This is a genomic window from Arthrobacter sp. 9MFCol3.1, assembly GCF_000620385.1.
In the GTDB taxonomy this organism is placed as follows: Bacteria; Actinomycetota; Actinomycetes; order Actinomycetales; family Micrococcaceae; genus Arthrobacter.
This window is the reverse complement of record NZ_JIBJ01000005.1, coordinates 391,829-412,381: the sequence shown is the minus strand read 5'-3', so window position 1 is coordinate 412,381 and position 20,553 is coordinate 391,829. Positions and strand designations below refer to the sequence as shown.

Below are 20,553 nucleotides of genomic sequence, written 5' to 3'. Positions count from 1 at the left end.
AACCAGAAGTGGGTGACGGATGTGACCGAGTTCAGCGTCGGCGACCGGAAGCTCTACCTCTCACCGGTCATGGACCTCTTCGACCGGCAGATCATCTCCCACACCATCAGCTCAACCCCGAACCTGGAGCTGACCAACACGTCGCTGCGCGAGGCCCTGACCACGCTCGAGGACGGACAGCAACCGCTGGTGCATTCGGATCAGGGTTTCCAGTACCGGCACGTCTCCTGGCGCGTTCTTCTGGAGGGTGCCGGCGCGGTTCAATCGATGTCCCGTAAGGGCAACTGCTACGACAACGCGGTGATCGAGAACTTCTTCGGACACCTCAAGGAAGAGCTCTTCCACCATGTCCGGTTCATCAGCACCGACGCACTGGCAGCGGCGCTGCACGAGTACATCCGCTGGTACAACACCGAACGAATCTCAACAAAGCTCGAGGGCCTGAGCCCGCTGCAATACCGGACCCAGGCCCTCGCAGCCTAGGCTCTTACCAACCAGTCCAACTTTCGGGGACCAGTTCAAGCCCTGCGCCGGACATGATGCCATTGTGCCCACTCGAGCGAGCGAAAAATGGGCAAGTCCCGCGTGGGGAGCAGGGGCAATGGGGCCCCGTCCTGGCCAGTCTTTACCAGTCCTAGCCAGTCATCACCCGTCCTGGCCAGTCATCACCCGTTCTGGCCAGTCCTGGCCGGTCCGAGCCAGTCATCACCGGTCCTGGCCGGCCGGCCTCCTGTAGCGCCGGCACCAGGCGAGCATGGCCACAGTGATGCCTGCGATGCCGAAGACCCAGATATTGCCTGCGGCGTCGCCGATGACCAGGCGCTTGCCCGCTTCCAGGGTGGACCACCAGCCGGTCAGCGCGTAGCAGAGAACTCCGCAGGCCGCCGTCGGGACGACCGAACGGAACGCCGCCCCCAGCCACAACTGGACCGAGCCCAGCAGCACGAGGGCCGCGACGGCGCCCCACGGGAGCTCCACGCCGCCCAGGACCAGGTCGTGGCGGTGCAGGGCCGTGCCGGCCAGGGCAACAAAAAGAGCTGCCGGCACGGCGGCGGCAATGCCGCCTGCCGTACCGGCAGCTCTCTTAGTCACGTTGTGGCGGAAGCCCGGAGACCGGGATCAGACCTTGGCGCGGGCGCGGTTGGCCTTGGCACGCTCGTTGGTGTCCAGGATGACCTTGCGGATGCGGATTGAATCCGGGGTAACCTCAACGCACTCGTCTTCGCGGGCGAATTCGAGGGACTCTTCGAGGGTCAGGTCGCGCGGCGGCGTCAGGTTCTCGAAGGTGTCCGAGGAGGCTGCACGCATGTTGGTGAGCTTCTTTTCCTTCGTGATGTTCACGTCCATGTCGTCGGCGCGGGAGTTCTCGCCCACGATCATGCCCTCGTACACCTCGGAGGTGGGCTTGACGAAGAAGGAGCCACGTTCCTGCAGGTTGATCATGGCGAACGGGGTCACAACACCGGCGCGGTCGGCGATCATCGAACCGTTGGTGCGGTACTCGATGGGGCCGGCCCACGGCTCGTAGCCTTCGGAGATGGAGGCGGCGATGCCGGCGCCGCGGGTGTCCGTGAGGAACTTGGTGCGGAACCCGATCAGGCCACGGGCCGGAACGATGAACTCCATGCGGCACCAGCCGGTGCCGTGGTTGGCCATGTTGGTCATGCGGCCCTTGCGGGCGGCCATCAGCTGGGTGACGGCGCCGAGGTACTCTTCGGGCACGTCGATGGTCATGTGCTCCATCGGCTCGTGGACCTTGCCGTCGATGGTCTTGGTGACCACCTGCGGCTTGCCGACGGTCAGTTCAAAGCCTTCGCGGCGCATCTGCTCGACCAGGATGGCCAGTGCAAGCTCGCCACGGCCCTGGACTTCCCAGGCGTCGGGACGCTCGGTGGGGAGAACCTTGATGGAGACGTTACCGATCAGTTCCTTGTCGAGGCGGTCCTTGACCTGGCGGGCCGTGACCTTGGCGCCCTTGACCTTGCCGGCCAGCGGCGAGGTGTTGATACCGATGGTCATGGAGATGGCCGGGTCGTCAACCGTGATCAGCGGCAGCGGCTGCGGGTTCTCGGCGTCGGTCAGGGTCTCGCCGATGGTGATTTCCTCGATGCCGGCAACAGCAACGATTTCGCCGGGGCCGGCGGATTCCGCGGGAACACGGTCAAGTGCCTTGGTGGCCAGCAGTTCGGTGATCTTGACGTTCTTCAGCTCACCGTTGGCACGTGCCCAAGCGACGGTCTGGCCCTTGCGCAGGGTGCCGTTGTAGATGCGCAGCAGCGCCAGGCGGCCCAGGAACGGGGAGGCGTCAAGGTTGGTGACGTGCGCCTGCAGGACACCGTTCGGGTTGTAGGTCGGGGCCGGGATGTGCTCGATGATGGCCTGGAAGAGCGGCTCGAGGTCCTCGTTTTCGGGGGCGCTGCCGTCGGCGGGCTGCTCGAGGGAGGCGCGGCCGACCTTGGCGGCGGCGTAAACAACCGGAACGTTCAGGATCTTGTCCAGGTCGAGGTCCGGAACTTCGTCGGCGAGGTCCGAGGCCAGGCCCAGGAGCAGGTCCATGGACTCGTGGACAACTTCTTCGATCCGCGCGTCGGGGCGGTCGGTCTTGTTGACCAGGAGGATCACCGGCAGGTGCGCGGCGAGGGCCTTGCGCAGCACAAACCGGGTCTGGGGCAGCGGGCCCTCAGAGGCATCAACGAGGAGGACGACGCCGTCGACCATGGACAGGCCGCGCTCGACCTCGCCACCGAAGTCGGCGTGGCCGGGGGTGTCGATGACGTTGATGGTGATGGTTTCGCCGTTGGAGGACGGTCCGTTGTAGGCCACCGTGGTGTTCTTGGCCAGGATGGTGATGCCCTTTTCGCGTTCCAGGTCACCGGAGTCCATGACGCGGTCTTCGAGGTGGTTGTGCTCGGCAAAGGAGTTGGTCTGCTTGAGCATGGCGTCGACCAGCGTGGTCTTGCCGTGGTCAACGTGGGCCACGATCGCGACGTTGCGCAGGTCACTGCGCGATGCAGTGGCTACCGCGGTGTTGGTGGTGGTTTCAGACATGCGTTATTGCTCGATTCAGTGGTGAAGTCAGCTGTGGTATCGCGACATTTCCAACCGGAACGCACGACAGATAAGTCCCTTTGGCACAGGGCACCTACTACCATTCTAAACGCTAGGTCATTTATTGGCCTAAAATGCGGATCGGCGACCGGCGGCCGGGCCGTCGCCAGAGCGTGACGGGCGCACGGAAGTGGTCTATTACGTGTGAGTAAAGTCACTGGATTTTCCGGGGCCCATGCACCATCATTGCTCTGATAGCAGCAAGCAAGCCCGGAGACATTCATGCGAAACGCCTCGGCCCTGTCCCGCTTCGTCGCAATGATGATCGCCACCGGCGTGGTTCTTGGCGGCTGCGGGCAGGCCTCTTATTCACCTGCGCCCGACTCGGGCTCTTCCGAACTCGGCTCTTCCGAAGTCGGCTCTTCCGACGCGGGATCATCAGAGGCGGGATCTTTGGGCGCGCCACTGACCGGCAGCGGGTCCGGAGCGGCCATGGGCGCGGGAGTGCCGGTCGCGGCGGGATCCGTGGCGAAGACACGCATCGGGTCCACCATCGACCCCGCCGCCCTGCCGAGTGGCTCGACCTACCGCAATCCTGACAACGGCCGCAACGAGATCATCGTCAAGGACACCAGCAACATCGCTGTGCTGATTGGCGACTCACAGTCGGAACCGGCCTATGGCTGGCCCAGGCAGGGTCTGGCCGCGGCTGGGTACAAGGTCTTCTTCTGTGGCCGGGGCGGCACCGGTTTCGTGGCGTCCAACGGCAAGACCGGCAACTACATTGACGCGCTTCAGCGCGGCGACTGGAAGCTCCCCTACGGCGCTCCTCCCCTCGTGGTGATCGAAGGCGGCGGGAACGATGCCGCACGGGGCGCCTCCGACGCGCAGATCGTCGCCAACGCGGAACGGCTGATCGCGAGCATCCAGCAGCGTTACCCCGCGGCCCGGATACTCATGGTGGGCACACTCGGGCGCGGCGCCCACTACGGCGGAGGACGCCGGAGCGAGGTGGACGCGCTTCTGGGGCGGGTGGCGGACCGTCACGGGCTGCCGTTCGTCAGCGCGGGCGACTGGCTCACCCGGTACAACCTGACAGGCTCGATGGCGGACCGTGTCCACCTGAACCGGCAGGGCCACGCGGCCCTGGGCGCCGTTTTCGGCCAGCGGCTGCAGTCCATGGGGTTTGACTACGCTGACCCGGGCATGCTCGCCGGCTTGTCCCACTACGCGGGACGGGCCGCCGGCGCCGGGTTGTCCCACTAGCGCAGGACCGGCCACTAACGCAGGCGGGCCACTACGCAGGACCGGCCCCCAGTTTCAGACGGACCACAGCACAGTAGACGGACCACATCACAGCAAAGGAGCCGGTGTCCGCCCCCAAGGGGAGGACACCGGCTCCTGTGCTGCCAGCTGCTGCGGTGCTGCTGGCGGCGGACTCGTTCAAGCCCTACGGAAGGCAGCCGCTCAGGCCACGTCCATTTCCGGCGGCAGCATGAGGCCGGCGCCGGGGATGGCGTTGAGCAGCGCCCGGGTGTAGTCCTGCTGGGGCGACTCGAAGACGTCGTCCGTTGAGCCCGTTTCCACCAGCTTGCCCTTCTCCATGACGCACACGCGGTCGGCGATCTGCCGGACCACCGCGAGGTCGTGGGTGATGAACAGGTAGGTCAGGCCGAGCCGGGACTGCAGTTCGGCGAGCAGGTTCAGCACCTGCGCCTGCACCAGCACATCCAGTGCCGAGACAGCCTCGTCGCAGATGATCACTTCGGGGTCCAGGGCCAGGGCGCGGGCGATCGCGACTCGCTGGCGCTGGCCGCCGGAGAGTTCGTTGGGGTACCGCTGCATGGTGGACTGCGGCAGTGCCACCTGGTCCAGCAGTTCCCGGACCTTCTTCTCGCGGCTGGCCTTGTCCCCGATCCTGTGGGTCCGCAGCGGTTCCTCGATGGTCCGGAAGATGTTGTACATCGGGTCCAGGGAACCGTACGGGTCCTGGAAGATCGGCTGCACCCGGCGCCTGAAGGCGAAGAGCTCTTTGCTGTTCAGCGTGGAGGTGTCCACGCCGTCGAAGATGATCTTGCCGGAGGTCGGCGTCAGGAGGTTCAGGACCATCTGCGCCACTGTGGACTTGCCGGATCCCGACTCCCCCACGATCGCCGTCGTGGTTCCCCGCTTGACGTTGAAGGAGATGTCGTCGACGGCGGTGAAGTCCGTGGACTTGCCCAGGCCCGAACGCAGCTTGAAGACCTTCCTGAGGTTCTGGATCTGCAGGACGTCGTCGGACTTGGCCGGCTCAACCACGCCGGTCTCGCCCGGGGCGAGCATGTCGTCGGTTTCCACGCCGAGTTCCTTCGCGGCCTGGATGCGCCGGGACGCCAGCGACGGCGCCGAGGCGACCAGCCGCTGGGTGTACGGGTGCTGCGGGTTCTGCAGCAGCTCCAGCGAGGGCCCGGATTCGACAACCTGGCCGCGGTACATGACCACCACCTGGTCGGCACGCTCGGCGGCGAGGCCGAGGTCGTGCGTGATCAGCAGCACCGCGGTGCCCAGTTCCGTGGTCATCTTGTCCAAGTGATCAAGGATCTGGCGCTGCACGGTCACATCGAGCGCCGACGTCGGCTCGTCCGCGATGAGCAGGCGCGGCTGGCAGGCGAGCCCGATCGCGATCAGCGCGCGCTGGCGCATGCCGCCGGAGAACTCGTGGGGGTACTGCTTGGCGCGGCTGCCGGCGTCGGGCAGCCCGGCCTGGGAAAGGACCTTGGCGACGTCGTCGGGGCCGCTGGGGAGTCCGTTGGCCTTCAGCGTCTCGCGGACCTGGTCACCGATCTTCCAGACCGGGTTGAGGTTGGACATCGGGTCCTGCGGGACCATGCCGATGCTGTTGCCGCGGAGTTCGATCATCCGCTTTTCGCTGGCGTTGGAGATGTCCTCGCCGTCGAACAGAATCTGGCCTGTCGTGACGCGCCCGTTGCCCGGGAGCAGGCCGATGGCAGCCAGCGCGGTGGTGGACTTGCCGGAACCCGACTCGCCCACGATCGCGACGGTTTCGCCCGGCATGACGGTGAGGCGGGCGTTGCGGACGGCGTTGACCTCGCCGTTGCTGGTGGTGAACCCGATGGCCAGGTCCTTGATTTCAAGCAGCGGGCGCTCAGTGGCGTACCCAGCTTCCTGGAAGTCAACAGAGGCGCTCATGGTGTCCCCTTTCATCGCTTGCGGGCTTTGGGATCGAGCGCATCACGCAGGGCGTCGCCCAGCATGATGAAGCTCAGGACGGTGATGGACAGCGCGATGGCCGGGTAGAGCAGCGGCATCGGGTTGGACCGGAGCGAGGCCTGCGCCGCCTGGATGTCGTTGCCCCAGGACATGACGCTGGGCGGCAGCCCGATGCCCAGGAAGGACAGCGTGGATTCGGCCACGATGAACGTGCCCAGGGAGATGGTGGCCACGACGATGATCGGGGCCAGCGAGTTCGGCATCACGTGGCGCATGAGGGCGCCGAACTTCGAGACACCCAGCGAGCGGGCGGCCGTGACGAAGTCGGCGTTGCGGACCTCGATGACGGCGCCGCGGGTGATGCGGGCAATCTGCGGCCAGCCGAAGGCAACCAGGATGAGCACCAGCGTCCAAACCGTCCGGTTCGTCCGGAACATCGGCAGCTGCATGAGCACGATCGCGCCCAGGATCAGGGGCAGGGCGAAGAAGATGTCGTTGATGCGGGCCAGGACAGAGTCGATCCAGCCGCCGTAATAGCCGGCCACGGCCCCGAGGATGCCGCCGATCAGCAGCACTCCGATGGTGGTGAAGAGGCCCACCGTCACCGAGGACCGCGTACCGAAGATGACGCGGGCGTAGACGTCGCAGCCCTGCTGGGTGAAGCCCAGCGGGTGGCCCGCGGCGGGGCCCGCGTCGGAGTTGGCCAGCTGGCAGGCCTCCGAGGTCGGGTCGATCTGCGAGAAGAATCCCGGGAAGACGGAGACCGCGACGACCACCAGGATCAGGAACGCGGAGATCAGGAAAAGCGGCTGCTTGCGCAGATTCTTCCACGCCGCGCCCCACAGGCTCAGCGGTGCGGCTTCGTCCTTAACCCGGTCCGTTACCAGGAGCGGGGTCTCGGAGACATCGGCCACGAAGTGCTCGGTCCGGCGGACCGGGCGGCGGGAATCGGAGTGCCGTGCGGTGGTGGTGTTATCAGGAGTCATAACGGATCCTCGGGTCAAGCCAGCCGTAAAGCAGGTCAACGAGCAGGTTGGAGAGGCAGTAGATCAGCACCAGGACGGTGACGATCGAGACCACCGTGGGCCCTTCCCCGGACAGCACGGCCCGGTAGAGCCGGTTGCCTACGCCCGGGACGTTGAAGATGCCTTCCGTGACGATTGCCCCGCCCATCAAGGCACCGAGGTCGGCGCCCAGGAACGTAATGACGGGAATCAGGGAGTTGCGCAGGATGTGGACGCGGACCACCTGGAACCGGGAGAGGCCCTTGGCGGTGGCAGTGCGCACATAGTCGGCGTTCATGTTTTCGATGACCGACGTGCGGGTCAGGCGCAGGACATAGGCGAACGATCCCAGTCCCAGCACGATCGCCGGCAGGATGAGGTCCGGGATGGTCGCGGCGGAGCTGACGGTCGGCTTGGCCCAGCCGAGCTGGACGCCGATGGTGAACTGCAGCAGGAAGCCGAGGACGAAGATCGGGATGCCGATCACGACCAGGGACGCGACCAGGACGGTGGCGTCGAAGAGCTTGCCCTTGCGCAGGCCGGCGATGAGGCCGAAAACGATGCCGAAAAAGGCCTCGAAGATCAGCGCCATGATGGCCAGCCGCGCCGTGACAGGGAAGACCTCGCCGAGCACGGCGGCGATGGGGCGTCCGGAGAAGTCCTGGCCCAGGTCAAACGTGAAGATGCTCTTGAGGTAGAGCAGGTATTGCATCCAGAACGGCTGGTCCAGGTGGTACTGCATGCGCAGCTTGGCTGCCACCGCCTCGTTCACCGGCTTGTCGCCGAACAGGGCCACGATGGGGTCCCCGGGCAGGCTGAAGACCAGGAAATAGACCAGCAGTGTTGCGCCCAGGAAGACGGGAATCAGTTGTAGGAAACGCTTGAGGATGTATGTCGACATCAGCGAGTCACACCCTCGTTGGCAGGCATCCTGTCCAGGGATGCGGCGGAGTTGTTCATCAAAGAACCTTTTCACTATGGATGCAGGCCGGCGCCGGTTCACTCACGGCGGCAGGGCTGCGAAAAGTTCGCCCGAAAGAGCCGGGCATCAAGAGAATAAATGGAGGGGAAGCACGACGACGGCGGAGGCCCCAGTATGGGCGGCCCCCGCCGTCGTTTTGTTGTTACTTACCGGTTACGTTGTAGTACAGCGGGACGCCGTCCCAGCCGTAGTCGACGTTGGTGACCTTGTCGCTCCAGCCGCCCTGGGCAACCTGGTACCACAGGGGGATGGCCGGCAGGTCCGTCAGGAGGATCTCCTGGGCCTTGTTCATGGCCTTGTTGCCGTCGCTGACCGACGCGGCGTTCAGGCCGTCAGAGATGGCCTTGTCAAACGTCGGGTTGGCGTAGTTGGCGTCGTTGGAGCCGGCACCGGTCTTGTAGATCGGGCCGAGGAAGTTGTACAGCGACGGGTAGTCTGCCTGCCAGCCGGCACGGATGGAGCCGGTGAGGGTCTTGGCGGTGGCGTCGTTGCGGGCTTCCTTGAAGGTGGCGTACGGCTTGCCTTCAACCTTGATGCCGAGCGTGTTCTTGAGCTGGTTGACTACAGCCTCAACCCAGGCCTTGTGGCCGCCCTTGTCGGCGTTGTAGGCAATGGTGAAGGTCTTGTTCGCGTCCCACTTCTGGATCGCGTCGGCCTTGGCCCAAGCTTCCTTGGCCTTGTCGGCGTTGAAAGTCAGGTTCTCAGCTCCGGCGATCGAGTCGCTGTAGCCGTCAAGCACGGGGGCCGTGAAGTCCTTGGCAGGCTGGCGTGCGCCGTTGAAGATCACCTTGGTGATCTCTTCGCGGTTGATCGCCATGGAGATCGCCTGGCGGCGGAGCTTGCCGGCCTCGCCGCTCCATTCCGGCAGGTATTCCGGGATGGCGATGGTCTGGTTGCCGGCGTACGGCTTGTTGATGGTGCGCTCGCCGAGGTCAGACTTGAAGTTCTTCAGCGCGCTGGTCGGGATCGTCTGCAGGATGTCCAGGTTGTTGGACATCAGGTCCTGGTATGCGGAGTCGTCGTTCTGGTAGATCTTGAACGTCACGCCGGCGTTCTTGGCCTTGCGCGGGCCGTTGTAGTCCGGGTTCGGAACGAGCTGGATCTGCACGTTGTGCTGCCAGCCGCCGTCCGCGAGCTTGTACGGGCCGTTGCCGACCGGCTTCTCGCCGAAGCCCTTCGGGTCCTTCAGGGCACCGGAGGGAACCGGAACAAACGCGGTGTAGCCCAGGCGAAGCGGCCAGTCAGATTCCGGCTGCTTCAGTTCCACGGTGAACGTCTGGTCGTCAACGACCTTCAGGCCGGACATGGTCTCGACGGTGGAGCCTTCTGCGCTGGCTTCGTCGTAGCCCTTGATGCTTTCGAAGAAGCCACCGCTGAGCTGCGCGTTCTTGGCTGCGGCACCGAAGTTCCAGGAATCGACGAAGGACTTGGCCGTGATGGCCTCGCCGTTCGTGAACTTCTGGTCCTTCTTAACCTTGATGGTGAAGTGCTGGCCGTCCTTGCCCTCGATGGACTCGGCGAGTTCGTTGACCGGCTTGCCGCTGGGGTCGTAGCTGACCAGGCCCGCGAAGATCATGTCGATGACCTTGCCGCCGCCGACTTCGTTGGTGTCGGCGGGCATGAGGGGACGCTGGGGTTCGGAGCCGTCGGCGAGGATCACTTTGCTGGTGTCGCCGCCGGTACTGCCGCTACCGGTCGCGGAGCCACTGGCACCGCATCCGGTCAGGGCGAGGGCGGCGATAGCCACCATGCCCAGTGCTTTGGAAGTGCGCGAAAAACGCATTCCGCCTCCTATGAGTTGTGGGAGTTCGTGAGGGAAAAACTTATGCTTCCCCGTAAGCAGGCACAGGGGTATCCCCTGTGACGTGCTTCATATGGAAGTAGCCTAGCCCTAAACCGTCCAAATGTTGGAACTCTGTTGCCAAACCGTGATCCGACAATCTCATGACGATTAACGTCAAGCGGAGTGTATTTCAAGTCACACGCTACCGACTGGTAGTATTCGCCCGCCGTGTGACCTGGGTTACCCGCGGTTAACTGGAATCCGCTGGGGTTTCCCCCATTTTCCAGCCCTGCGGATAGGCCTCAGCTCGCCCCGGACAGCAGCTGCGCGCGCAGTTCGCGGCGCTCGCGCTGCTTGTCCGGATCCGGCAGCGGAACCGCCGCCAGAAGCCGCTGGGTGTAGGGTTCCTGTGGGTTGCGAAGGATCTGGTCCCGGGTACCCTGCTCCACGATCCTGCCGCGCTGCATGACACAGATCCGGTCCGCGAGCACGTCCACCACCGCGAGGTCGTGGGTGACGAACAGGCAGGCGAACCCCAGTTCCTTTTGCAGGTTCTGGAACAGATCGAGCACCTTGGCCTGGACGGAGACATCGAGGGCGGAGGTGGGCTCGTCGGCGACCATGAGCTTCGGCTTGAGCGAAAGGGCACGAGCGATCCCCACGCGCTGTTTCTGCCCGCCGGAGAGCTCATGCGGGTAGCGGTTCCGGTAGTTCCGCGGCAGCTCGACCTGGTCAAGGAGCGCCTCGATCCGCTGCTGCAGTTCGGCCCCCTTCGCGGCCTTTGCCAGGAACATCGGCTCCCCGATGCTTTCCCCGATGGGCAGCCGGGGGTTGAGGGACGACGACGGATCCTGGAACACCATGCCGACATGCCGGCGCATCTCATGGAGCTGCCGGCCGTTCCTCTTGGCCGCGGAAATGTCCTGCCCGACGACGCGCATGGTGCCTGCCGCCACCGGCAGCAGCCCGACGGCGGCCCGGCCGATGGTGGTCTTGCCCGAACCCGACTCGCCGACGAGGCCGACCACCTGTCCGGGATAGATGACCAGGTTGGCCCCTTCCACAGCACGGAAGGCCGGAACCCGGCCCTGTTTCGGGTACTCGATGGCGACATCGGTGAGCTCCAGGACCGGCTCCCCCTTCGGTTTGGCCGCCTCGGCCGCGGCCAGGGCGGCGGCGTTTTCGCGCTCGCGCCGGATCAGCTCGTCTTCCGGAATGGACAGGATCTCAACGTGGGTCGCGGCGGCGAGGGCGGCGGTGACGTCCACGTCCGCCGCGGAATCCGCGCTGCCCTGTCCCAGGTGAGGGACCGCAGCCAGCAGCGCCCGGGTGTATTCGTGCTGCGGGTTGTGGAAGATCTGGGCTGCCGTACCTGTCTCCACGATGACGCCCCTGCGCATGACCGCGATCCGGTCGGCGAGGTCGGCCACCACTCCCATGTCGTGGGTGATGAGCACAATGGCACTGTCCAGTTTGTTGCGCAGGTTGCGCATGAGGTCAAGGATTTCGGCCTGGACAGTTACGTCGAGGGCCGTGGTCGGCTCATCAGCGATGAGCAGCTTCGGGTCGCAGGAGAGCGACTGCGCGATCATGGCGCGCTGGCGCTGGCCGCCGGAAAGCTGGTGCGGGTAGGACCGGAAGGCCTTCTCCGGATCGGGCAGTTCGACAAGTTCCAGCATCCGCAGGGCCCGGAGCCTCGCTTCTTCCGGGGAAACCTCATTGTGCAGACGCACAGTTTCCACAATCTGCGACCCCACGGTGTAGACCGGATTCAGGGCCGTCATCGGCTCCTGGAAGATCACCGCGACGTCCTTGCCGCGCACTGCGCGGATATTGCTCTCGTTGGTTCCCAGCAGCTCACGGCCGCCGAGCTTGACACTTCCTGTCACACGGCTGTTACTCGGCAGCAGGCCCAGCAGAGCCATCGAACTTGCACTCTTTCCGGAGCCGGACTCCCCCACGATGGCGAGCACTTCGCCGGCCCGGACCTCGTAGTTCAGGCCGATCGCAGCCGGGACCCATTTCTTGTCCACGCCGAAATCCACGCTGAGGTCCCGGACCTCCAGGACGGTTTCACCTTTGCCAGGCACGGGTGCGGCCGGCGGATCGAGGGTGATGAAGTCAGTCATGATGGGCTATCCTTCCGCCGGGCCGCCGGTGCACCGGGGATTAGTGCTGCGGCTCGGAATACTGAATTATTGGGGGCATGAGCTCTACGCCGCACGCCGGAAATGTTGAAGTCTTCAAAGCACGAACCAACAAGTGGTTCGCGTTGCTGTCCTGGGCGGTGGCCGCGTTCGGTGTCGTGGTCACGGTCGTCATGGCCGGTCCGGGGGCGCTGGGCGGCGTCGCCCCGCTGGCCTTCATCGCTTTCATGGGCTGGCAACTGTTCTGGATGCCGTCCGTTATAGTCCACGACGCGGGCGTCACCCTGGAGAATCCGTTCCGCTCGATTGAGGTGCCGTGGGCCGCGCTGGTGCACGTCGATACGCGCTTTGCCCTGACGCTTGTCACCGCCGAGAAGAGCTACACGTCCTGGGCCGCGCCCGCCCCCGGCATCTGGGGCGGGCGCCACGCCCGTCCGGAGGACCTCCACGGCCTGCCGGCAACCACCTACGGTCCCGGCAAGTCGGTCCGTCCGGGAGATCTGAAGACCACGGACTCCGGCCAGGCTGCCATGCTGGTGCGGGCACGGTGGCATGAGCTGGTGGAAGGCGGGCAGCTCGCCGCCGGCGACGCCGCCAGCACGGCCGCAACCGTGACCGTCCATTGGGTGGCGATTGGCGCCGTCGTACTGCTCCTGGCGGCGAGCTACCTGGCGATTACCGCCGGCTAGATCGGTCCTGCAGGGGGCCGGCACCTACTGGCCCCGTGTTCCGTCAGCAGGCCCGTCGTCGCGGAGATCCTTTGGCGCGGAAGCGTCGAGGCCAGTGCCAGCGCCCGCCTGCACGGCCGGATCCCCGTGATCCTTTGCCTTCTTGGCGTTGAACTTCTTCTGCCGCGGGTCAAACGCGTCCCGGAGTCCGTCACCGATGAAGTTGATGCTGAGGCAGATCAGCACGATGAACATGCCCGGGAACCAAAACAGCCAGGGCCGCGTGGCGAAGGCCTGCTGGTTCTGCGAGATGAGCAGGCCCAGGGACGTGTCCGGCGCCTTGACGCCGACGCCGAGGTAGCTCAGCGCCGTTTCGGTGAGGATCGCGGCGGACATGGTCAGTGTCACGTTCACGATCAGCACGCCGACGGCGTTGGGCAGAATGTGCTTGAAGATGATCCTGGCGTTGCTGGCGCCGGAAATCCGGGCCGCATCCACGAACTCGCGTTCGCGCAGGGACAGGAATTCGCCGCGCATCAGTCGGGCCAGCGCGACCCAGCTGATCAGGCCCAGGAAGATTCCGAGGGCCAGGACGCCGTTGGTGCTGGCGAAGGAGGCGAACCAGCTGCCCTGGTCCCGGCGGCCGGCGAGCTGCGCCATGACGGCGGCCAGCAGCAGGGCGGGAATGATGATGATGACGTCGGTCAGGCGCATCAGGATGGCCTCGGACCAGCCGCGGAAGTAGCCGGAAATGGCACCGACCACGACACCGATCAGTCCGGCGATGAGGCCGATCACGATCATGATGGTGATGGACTGCTGCGCGCCGCGCATGGTCATGGCGAAGACGTCCCGGCCGATCCGGTCCTGGCCGAACGGATGCTCGCCCCAGGCCAGCGGCCACAACGATGAGGTGGGCGCGCCGCCGTTGACGAGCGGGGAGACTTCCTCGTGCGTGTACTTCCACCAGCCCGGGATGCCCAGGTAGCCCACGGAAGTGAACGCCAGGATGAAGATGAAGGAGAACACCACGAGGCCGATAATGGCGCCGGAGTGTCCGAGGAAACGCTTCCGGACGATCTGGCCCTGGCTGAGGCCCTTGGCCTCAAGGACCGGCTCAATGCCGGCCGCGGCTGATATCCGCGAGGCTTCGTCTTCGGCCATGATTACTTCCTGCTGACTTGGCTGGCTCATGCTTTTACCCTTACGCGCGGATCCAGTGCGGAGTAGGCGAGGTCCGCGATGAGGTTGAAGACCATGGCCGTGATGGCGACGCAGATGAAGACGCCCATGACCGGGTTGGGATCGACGTGCGCGATCCCGTCCAGGAAGAGGAAGCCCATGCCGCGGACCGAGAAGACGGTTTCGGTGATGACGGCACCGCCGATCAATGCCCCAATGTCGAAGGCCACGATCGTGGCGATCGGGATCAGGGCGTTGCGGAAGGCGTGGCGCATGATGACGGTCCGCTCGCTCAGACCCTTGGCCCGGGCCGTGCGGATGTAGTCCATGTTCATGATTTCGAGCATCGAGGCCCGGGTGAAGCGTGTGTAACTGGCCAGGGAAATGAGGATCAGGGCCAGGGTGGGCAGGATCAGGTGGGTAAAGGAGTCGAGGCCCAGGACCCAGAAGTCGCCCTCAATGTTCGGCGTGCTGGCGCCGATGGTGGCGATCGGCCGGCCCCGCACACGGCTGTTGTTGAAGTACGTGGGCCATGCCTGCATGTACCGGTCCAGCAGGATCAGGACACCGACGAGGAACGAGGTGATGCCCGCGGCCCGCATGGACTGCCCGCGGTCGTAGCCGCCCACCAGGTAGCCGATCCCGACGCCAATCAGGACGAAGGCGACCGACAGCACCACGATCATCAGGAAGGTGGCCTCGTTGAGCAGCGGCTGGAGGAGGAAGTACAGCACGACCCCTACGCCGACGGCGATGAGGGCCGACTGCAGGGCCTTGCGGTTTTTCAGCCCGGCGGAGAGCAGGGTCACGGCGAAGGCGATGCCGACGCCGGCGATGGCGATGACCACCGGGCCCAGGCCCGGGGTCTTGAACCATTCGGTGGCGGAGAAGTAAATGAGCACCGCGGCGACGAAGCCGAAGACCACGGCGCCGGCGAGCAGCCGGCGCCGCATGGGCCCGCCCAACGCGACGGCTGTCACTGCGCCGACGACGACGCCGATCCCGAGCGCCACAGGCAGCGGCACCTCGGGGTTCCGCAGGAAGTTGTTGAAGCCGATGGCGCCGAACTCCTTGAGCAGGACGGCCACCCAGAAGATCGGCAGCGAGAAGAACAGGAACGCCATGAACGTCACGCCGTAATCCAGGGTGCTGTACTGCCGCAGGGCAGTAATGATGCCCAGGGTGATCCCGATCAGGATGGCGAGCACCGTTGCCGCGGTGACGAGCGTCAGGGTCTGGACCAGCGCGTTGCCCAGGGCATCCGTGATGGGCTGGCCGGCGATGTTCTTCCCGAGGTCACAGGAGTTGGCGAACGGAACGAGGCACTGGACAGCGCCGCCGAACCATTTGAAGTACCGCAGCGGGGCCGGAGTGTCCAGCTGCAGGAGCTCGGTCCTCGCGTCCATGAGCTGCTGCTTCTGCGGCGTGGGGTTGGCGCGGAATTCCTCGAGGGGATCACCGGACGCCGCTGTCAGGAGATACACGAAGTAGGACGCGCCGAGAAGGATGAGGGCGGCAGTGACGAGCCGCCGGAAGATGTAGGTCACCATTGAAATAGAACCTCGGAATTCGGGTCCAGGGATTGCCCGGACCGGTCGCGGAGTTTGGCCGGTTCCCGCCGATGTGGCGGCGGGCCACGGCATCGCCAGGATATCGCCAGAAAGGCGCCGGGACCGAAGAAGCTGTGGTCCCGACGCCTTTCCAGCAGTGTTACTTGGGGTCGCGGGCTACTTCTGAGCCCATTCCCAGAAGTTCCACCAAACGCCGGTCTGGTTCGGCATGTACTTCACACCGGTGATGCGGTCGCTGTACGCGTCCACGCCAACCGACTGGAACAGCGGCAGGCCGTAGGCCGAATCCCAGATCATCTTGTCGATCTGCGCGACGAGGCCGTCCTGCTTGCTCTTGTCGGTGGTGACAATCAGTTCGTCCATCAGCTTGTCGGCTGCAGGGTCGCTGAACTGGTTGAAGTTGGAGTCGTTGCCGGACTTGAAGATCTGCGGGACGCCGGACACGCCGACCCCCGAGTTGCTCCAGCCAAAGATGGTGGCATCGTAGCTGCCGTCACCGAGGGCCTTGCCCCAGTCAGACTTACCGAGGCCGCCGTCGACGATCTTGAAGCCGGCCTTGGTGGCGGACTCGCTGATCAGGGAGAAAGCGTCAACACGGTTGGGGTTGTCCTTGTTGTACATGATGCGAACTTCGGGGGTGGCGCCGTTGAGGAGCTTCTTGGCACCCTCGATGTCCACACCCTGGTAGGCGGAGGAACCGTTGTTCTTGGCCGACTCGGCGTACGGGGCCTGGTCCGGAACGAAGAGCTGGGAGTCAAGCGGTGCAGCCTTCGGATCCAGCTTCTTGACGATCTTGTCGACGATGTCCGCACGCGGGACGGCCTTCATGAACGCTTCGCGGACGTTCTTGTCGGCAAACGGGCCCGAGTAGTTCAGGTCGATGTGGTCGTACGCGAGCTGGTTGCCGACCTCGACCGTCACGCCCTGGCTTTCGAGTGCCTTGAGCTGCTCCACGGTGTCCGCGGATGCCTGCGGGGCGATGATGTCGGCCTCGCCGTTCTTGAGCGCCTGGACCTGGGCGGGTGCCTCACCGATGTAGCGGACGGTGATTTCGTCCAGATTGGCTTCCGGTCCCCAGTTGTAGTCCTTGTTCTTGACCATGGTCAGGGACTGGTCCTGGTTAATGCTCTTGACGAGGAACGGGCCGTTGGAGAGGTACAGGCTCGGATCAGCCGGCAGGGTCTTGGTGTCAAAGCCGGTGTTCCACATGTCCGCCATAGCCTTGAGCTGGGCGTTCGCCGGCTTGGGGGCCTTGGAATCGCCGCGGGGCATGCCCTTCAGCAGGTCAATGAACGCCTTGGTGTCCGCCAGGCCTGCCTTCTTTGCCAGGACGTGGGCGGGGATGTCGATGCCGGGGCCGCCGATGGCGATTTCCCAGTCCGCGAAGGGCTTGGAGTACTTCAGCGTCATGCTGCGGCCGTCGTCACCGAGTTCCGGGAAGTCGGTGAGCGCGATGCCGGTGGGGTCGCCGGCGTAGGAGAAGTAGGACGTTCCAGTCTTACCTTCCGCATCGGCGTCGTTGTAGTAACCCGAGAAGGCGGCCCACTGCAGCACGAGGTCGGCCGCGGTGACGGGAGTGCCGTCGGACCACTTCACGCCGTCGTTGATGGTGTACTTCACCGTCAGCGGATCGTCAGAGACCTTTTCCATCTTGCCGAACTTCTCATTGCGGACAACGTTGAGCTTGTTGTCGATGTAGAAGAAGCCCGAGTGCGTGGCGTAGCTGACCTTTGAGTTGATGTCAGTGTTTCCATCGGCCGTATTCGGGTTGAACGTATTAAACGCGTTGACCTCTACTACGGTTGCCGATCCGCCTTGCTTGCTTGCTGCCGCCGCAGTCGTCGGGGTTGTCCCGCCGCTGTTGCCCGCGCAGGCGCTGAGGGCGATGGCAGCTGCTGCCGCCACGCCCACTGCTTTGGAAATACGACCCAAGCGCATTCCGCCTCCTTGTTTCTGTGGTGTGGGTGAGACCGGCGCCGAAGGCGCCAGACAGACGTCCACACTCCCCCAGCGGCAGTGTGGCCCGTCTCACATGGCATGAAGCGTAACCCCAAAGAGCGTTCGGAGCCACCAAAGTTGACTCACCGTAAAGTTCGTTATGGAGCTGCAACATTGGACGGGTTCCGCGGGGCGAGCTTTCCCACAAAACGTTGACGGCGGCGTAACAAAAAGATAAGAGGGCCGTATACAGGAAAAGCCCCGATCCGAGAATCGGGGCTCCTCCAGTTAATCCTTAATTACTTGGCAGAATGACCGCGCTGCCGGGCGGCGGACGTCAAACGTTGAAACGGAATTCGACCACATTCCGCAGTCGAACAACGTCACGGGTGGCCATTCGTTCGTCTCAGAACGGGATGTCGAGAATGACGGCTTCACTGGACGGGGCGCCTAAATGGGTCGGGCCACCACCAGCGATGTCGCGATCGGCGCTCAGCCCTGAGGCGGGCCGCGTCCAGATAGTCCTCGCGGGCAGCATCAAAGACCTCGTGCGGCAAACTCAGCGTTGCACGGCTCAACTGGCGTCCTACCAGCAGATCGCTGATTGCCCCCGGGATCTCCCGCATCCCCCGAGCACCTTTCACGGACCGCCTGAGCTGCACGCCCTGCTCCGTGAGCCGCATCCCCCAGGATGAGTCGACCTCAGCAAGGCTGGAACCGACCAGGATCGCTATTGCCGTCTCTACCCGATCCCGTGAAGGAACGTCGGCCTGCAGCATGTCCCACCCCGACAGCAGCGCCCTGATCGACGACGGCCGCTTCGCATCATGCAGCAGGGTCATGAGCGTCGCAGCGTCAGACATTTCCATGCGGTCCATGCCGCTCAGGCTAGCGCAATTCGAGCAGCCCACGCCTCGGGAGCGATTTCCATCTCGGAAGAACGTCATTTTCCCCAACTTTTTACTAGTTGCAGTGGAACTCCAGCACGGTTCCGTCGCCGAGCAACGTCTTAGTGTTTGCTTCCGTGAGCCGAAAACCGTCACGATAACATCCAACGTGGGCACGTTGCTGCTGAGCCGTCGTCAACCGATCATGTAGGCGAATCCCCGCCCGCCTGAGGCCGCCGCGTGGACAAAGCCTCTGGCTTTATGAAGGAACGCGGTGGCATAGGCCACCTCGGACTCCAGCACCTGGCCAAGCGAGTAGGTCCCGCTCAGGCCGGCTTTGATGTCGTGGTCGTTGATCGTCTCAAGGTCCCGGGCGATCAACGCGACGTCGTGAGGCGGGAGTGCGCGCACCCACGGGCGCCATGTAAAACCATCGTCGGCATATGTCACCTGCCCTTCAAACATTCGGTAGGCCGCTCTGGCTGCAGCACCGGAAGAGCGCGGAGCAGTGAGCCGCTGCAGGTACGGTCACGCCTTGTCGAGGTAGAGGAGGTCCCGCTCCGGCAGGGATTGCCGGAAGTCTGTGACGCCCTGCCTGAATCCAGGTTCGAGACCGTACGCGTCCGCGAGCGGATCGGAACCGATCACCGTGAGTGGGTCAGCAAGTGCTTTCCCGGTCTGATCGCTGTCAAACGCGTATGCGTAGTATCTAATTCCCATGCGACGATTCTGAGCGGGCAACATGCTGCGCGGGCCAGAATCCTTCCGTGTGTGGATAACTTGAGGCCACGGACCAACGGTATGGGCTGGCATATAACGTGCATGCTCCTCATCCCCGCGGCCAGGAACGTCTTCGACGCCGTCAACTTAGGCGTTCCAAGTCAAGTTGGCCAAGTCATCCAAAAAAAGCCGCCCGGCACTCGAAAGTACCGGGCGGCGTCTAAGCAGGATGAGCAGGGGAACTAGACGTTGAAGCGGAACTCCACGACGTCGCCGTCGGCCATGATGTATTCCTTGCCTTCGATCCGGACCTTGCCGCGGGCCTTCGCCTCGGCCATGGAACCGGCCTCGATCAGGTCATCGAAGGAGACGACCTCGGCCTTGATGAAGCCGCGCTGGAAGTCGGAGTGGATCACGCCGGCAGCCTGCGGGGCAGTGTCGCCCTGGCGGATGGTCCACGCGCGGGTTTCCTTGGGGCCGGCCGTCAGGTAGGTCTGCAGTCCGAGGGTGTGGAAGCCGACGCGGGCCAGCTGGTCCAGCCCGGATTCATCCTGGCCGTTCATTTCCAGCATCTCGCGCGCTTCTGCCTCGTCGAGCTCCACCAGGTCGGACTCGAGCTTGGCGTCCAGGAAGATGGCGTCGGCCGGGGCCACGAGGGCCCGCAGTTCCGCCTGTTTCTCCTGGCTGCCGAGGATTCCTTCGTCGGAGTTGAAGACATAGATGAAAGGCTTGGCCGTGAGCAGGCCGAGTTCCTTGAGGTGCTCCATCTCGAGCTTGTCGCTCTTGATGGACGAGAAGATGGTGTCGCCGCGTTCCAGTACTGCCTGCGCCGCCAGGATGGCTGCCAGCTCGGCGGCCTCCCGCTTCTTGATCTTGACTTCTTTTTCGATCCGCGGGATGGCCTTTTCGATGGTCTGCAGATCGGCCAGGATCAGCTCGGTGTTGATCGTCTCCATGTCGGAGCTGGGATCGACCTTGCCGTCGACGTGGATGACGTCCGGGTCATCGAACACGCGGACAACCTGCGCGATGGCCTCGGCCTCGCGGATGTTGGCGAGGAACTGGTTGCCGAGGCCCTCGCCCTCGGAGGCGCCCTTGACGATGCCGGCGATGTCCACGAAGGACACGGCGGCGGGCAGCAGGCGCGCGGAGCCGAAGATGCCGGCCAGCTTTTCAAGCCGGGCATCCGGCAGGTTCACGACGCCGATGTTGGGCTCGATCGTGGCGAACGGATAGTTCGCCGCGAGGACCTGGTTTCGGGTCAGTGCGTTGAAAAGGGTTGATTTGCCGACGTTGGGCAGTCCGACGATGCCAATAGTAAGAGCCACGAGCATATATTCTACCCGCACCGGCCGCCGGCCGTTGCGGCGGCCGGCGCGTGCGCCCGTGCGGCGGCATGGTGCCGGCGGGTGT

Annotated in this window: 17 protein-coding genes; 3 read left to right on the top strand and 14 right to left on the bottom strand. The window is 64.5% G+C overall.

Translation table 11 applies throughout. From position 1 onward, the window contains the following. Positions 1-483 (top strand): IS3 family transposase (locus C560_RS0107180; RefSeq protein WP_026537665.1); only part of this gene is annotated, 483 nt, incomplete at its 5' end. Positions 484-705: 222 nt separating this feature from the next. Here C560_RS0107180 and C560_RS21390 read toward each other — a convergent pair. Together C560_RS21390 and typA are read right to left on the bottom strand one after the other, a co-directional pair. Further along, the gene (locus C560_RS21390) at positions 706-1,092 is read right to left on the bottom strand and encodes a hypothetical protein (protein WP_043422693.1); all 387 of its coding nucleotides are present in this window, start codon (positions 1,090-1,092) and stop codon (positions 706-708) included. A 27-nt stretch (positions 1,093-1,119) separates the two neighbouring features. Then, positions 1,120-3,048, bottom strand: a complete 1,929-nt coding sequence (gene typA / locus C560_RS0107170; protein ID WP_018773801.1) for a translational GTPase TypA — start codon at positions 3,046-3,048, stop codon at positions 1,120-1,122. 282 nt (positions 3,049-3,330) lie between these two features. Here typA and C560_RS0107165 point away from each other — a divergent pair, with 282 nt between their 5' ends. Next, the gene (locus tag C560_RS0107165) at positions 3,331-4,314 is read left to right on the top strand and encodes an SGNH/GDSL hydrolase family protein (protein WP_026537664.1); all 984 of its coding nucleotides are present in this window, start codon (positions 3,331-3,333) and stop codon (positions 4,312-4,314) included. A 201-nt stretch (positions 4,315-4,515) separates the two neighbouring features. On the opposite strand, the gene C560_RS0107160 is transcribed toward C560_RS0107165, so the two are convergent. The 5 genes from C560_RS0107160 to C560_RS0107140 form a co-directional block, all read right to left on the bottom strand. Next, positions 4,516-6,237: an ABC transporter ATP-binding protein gene (locus tag C560_RS0107160; RefSeq protein ID WP_026537663.1), complete on the bottom strand. Its 1,722-nt coding sequence runs from the start codon at positions 6,235-6,237 to the stop codon at positions 4,516-4,518. Positions 6,238-6,248: 11 nt separating this feature from the next. Continuing rightward, positions 6,249-7,244, bottom strand: coding sequence for an ABC transporter permease (locus C560_RS0107155; protein WP_026537662.1), 996 nt, complete (start codon positions 7,242-7,244; stop codon positions 6,249-6,251). Further along, positions 7,234-8,163, bottom strand: a complete 930-nt coding sequence (locus C560_RS0107150; protein ID WP_018773796.1) for an ABC transporter permease — start codon at positions 8,161-8,163, stop codon at positions 7,234-7,236. Before C560_RS0107150 ends, C560_RS0107155 begins: the two co-directional genes overlap by 11 nt. Before the next feature lie 223 nt (positions 8,164-8,386). Beyond that, positions 8,387-10,027 carry a peptide ABC transporter substrate-binding protein gene (locus C560_RS0107145; protein ID WP_026537661.1) on the bottom strand — a complete coding sequence of 547 codons (1,641 nt, stop codon included), beginning with the start codon at positions 10,025-10,027 and terminating at the stop codon, positions 8,387-8,389. Positions 10,028-10,329: 302 nt separating this feature from the next. Beyond that, the gene (locus tag C560_RS0107140) at positions 10,330-12,156 is read right to left on the bottom strand and encodes an ABC transporter ATP-binding protein (protein ID WP_026537660.1); all 1,827 of its coding nucleotides are present in this window, start codon (positions 12,154-12,156) and stop codon (positions 10,330-10,332) included. 77 nt (positions 12,157-12,233) lie between these two features. Between C560_RS0107140 and C560_RS0107135 the strand changes: the two genes are divergently transcribed. Then, positions 12,234-12,863 carry a PH domain-containing protein gene (locus C560_RS0107135; RefSeq protein ID WP_026537659.1) on the top strand — a complete coding sequence of 210 codons (630 nt, stop codon included), beginning with the start codon at positions 12,234-12,236 and terminating at the stop codon, positions 12,861-12,863. A gap of 24 nt (positions 12,864-12,887) precedes the next feature. On the opposite strand, the gene C560_RS21385 is transcribed toward C560_RS0107135, so the two are convergent. The 7 genes from C560_RS21385 to ychF form a co-directional block, all read right to left on the bottom strand. Further along, a complete protein-coding gene (locus tag C560_RS21385; RefSeq protein ID WP_043422691.1) occupies positions 12,888-14,006 on the bottom strand; it encodes an ABC transporter permease in 1,119 nt (372 codons plus the stop codon). Between the two features lie 26 nt (positions 14,007-14,032). Next, positions 14,033-15,574 carry an ABC transporter permease gene (locus tag C560_RS0107125; RefSeq protein ID WP_026537658.1) on the bottom strand — a complete coding sequence of 514 codons (1,542 nt, stop codon included), beginning with the start codon at positions 15,572-15,574 and terminating at the stop codon, positions 14,033-14,035. 177 nt (positions 15,575-15,751) lie between these two features. After that, positions 15,752-17,533: an ABC transporter family substrate-binding protein gene (locus C560_RS0107120; protein ID WP_026537657.1), complete on the bottom strand. Its 1,782-nt coding sequence runs from the start codon at positions 17,531-17,533 to the stop codon at positions 15,752-15,754. A 434-nt stretch (positions 17,534-17,967) separates the two neighbouring features. After that, positions 17,968-18,411, bottom strand: coding sequence for a hypothetical protein (locus C560_RS0107115; RefSeq protein ID WP_155855750.1), 444 nt, complete (start codon positions 18,409-18,411; stop codon positions 17,968-17,970). A gap of 204 nt (positions 18,412-18,615) precedes the next feature. Next, positions 18,616-18,831 carry a hypothetical protein gene (locus C560_RS0107110; protein ID WP_043422690.1) on the bottom strand — a complete coding sequence of 72 codons (216 nt, stop codon included), beginning with the start codon at positions 18,829-18,831 and terminating at the stop codon, positions 18,616-18,618. A 117-nt stretch (positions 18,832-18,948) separates the two neighbouring features. Continuing rightward, on the bottom strand, positions 18,949-19,140 hold the full coding sequence (locus C560_RS0107105) for a hypothetical protein (protein ID WP_026537654.1): 192 nt from the start codon (positions 19,138-19,140) through the stop codon (positions 18,949-18,951). Between the two features lie 242 nt (positions 19,141-19,382). Then, a complete protein-coding gene (gene ychF / locus C560_RS0107095; RefSeq protein WP_026537653.1) occupies positions 19,383-20,468 on the bottom strand; it encodes a redox-regulated ATPase YchF in 1,086 nt (361 codons plus the stop codon). Positions 20,469-20,553 lie beyond the last annotated feature (85 nt).

Excerpts from the sequence above, each read along its gene's own strand:
- C560_RS0107150 (WP_018773796.1), bottom strand. The coding sequence starts at position 8,163 with ATGTCGACATACATCCTCAAGCGTTTCCTACAACTGATTCCCGTCTTC.
- C560_RS0107125 (WP_026537658.1), bottom strand. The coding sequence starts at position 15,574 with ATGGTGACCTACATCTTCCGGCGGCTCGTCACTGCCGCCCTCATCCTT.
- C560_RS0107140 (WP_026537660.1), bottom strand. The coding sequence starts at position 12,156 with ATGACTGACTTCATCACCCTCGATCCGCCGGCCGCACCCGTGCCTGGC.
- C560_RS0107145 (WP_026537661.1), bottom strand. The coding sequence starts at position 10,027 with ATGCGTTTTTCGCGCACTTCCAAAGCACTGGGCATGGTGGCTATCGCC.
- C560_RS0107120 (WP_026537657.1), bottom strand. The coding sequence starts at position 17,533 with ATGCGCTTGGGTCGTATTTCCAAAGCAGTGGGCGTGGCGGCAGCAGCT.
- C560_RS0107135 (WP_026537659.1), top strand. The coding sequence starts at position 12,234 with ATGAGCTCTACGCCGCACGCCGGAAATGTTGAAGTCTTCAAAGCACGA.
- C560_RS0107155 (WP_026537662.1), bottom strand. The coding sequence starts at position 7,244 with ATGACTCCTGATAACACCACCACCGCACGGCACTCCGATTCCCGCCGC.
- typA (WP_018773801.1), bottom strand. The coding sequence starts at position 3,048 with ATGTCTGAAACCACCACCAACACCGCGGTAGCCACTGCATCGCGCAGT.
- C560_RS0107160 (WP_026537663.1), bottom strand. The coding sequence starts at position 6,237 with ATGAGCGCCTCTGTTGACTTCCAGGAAGCTGGGTACGCCACTGAGCGC.
- C560_RS21385 (WP_043422691.1), bottom strand. The coding sequence starts at position 14,006 with ATGGCCGAAGACGAAGCCTCGCGGATATCAGCCGCGGCCGGCATTGAG.
- C560_RS0107115 (WP_155855750.1), bottom strand. The coding sequence starts at position 18,411 with ATGGACCGCATGGAAATGTCTGACGCTGCGACGCTCATGACCCTGCTG.
- C560_RS0107165 (WP_026537664.1), top strand. The coding sequence starts at position 3,331 with ATGCGAAACGCCTCGGCCCTGTCCCGCTTCGTCGCAATGATGATCGCC.
- C560_RS0107105 (WP_026537654.1), bottom strand. The coding sequence starts at position 19,140 with ATGGGAATTAGATACTACGCATACGCGTTTGACAGCGATCAGACCGGG.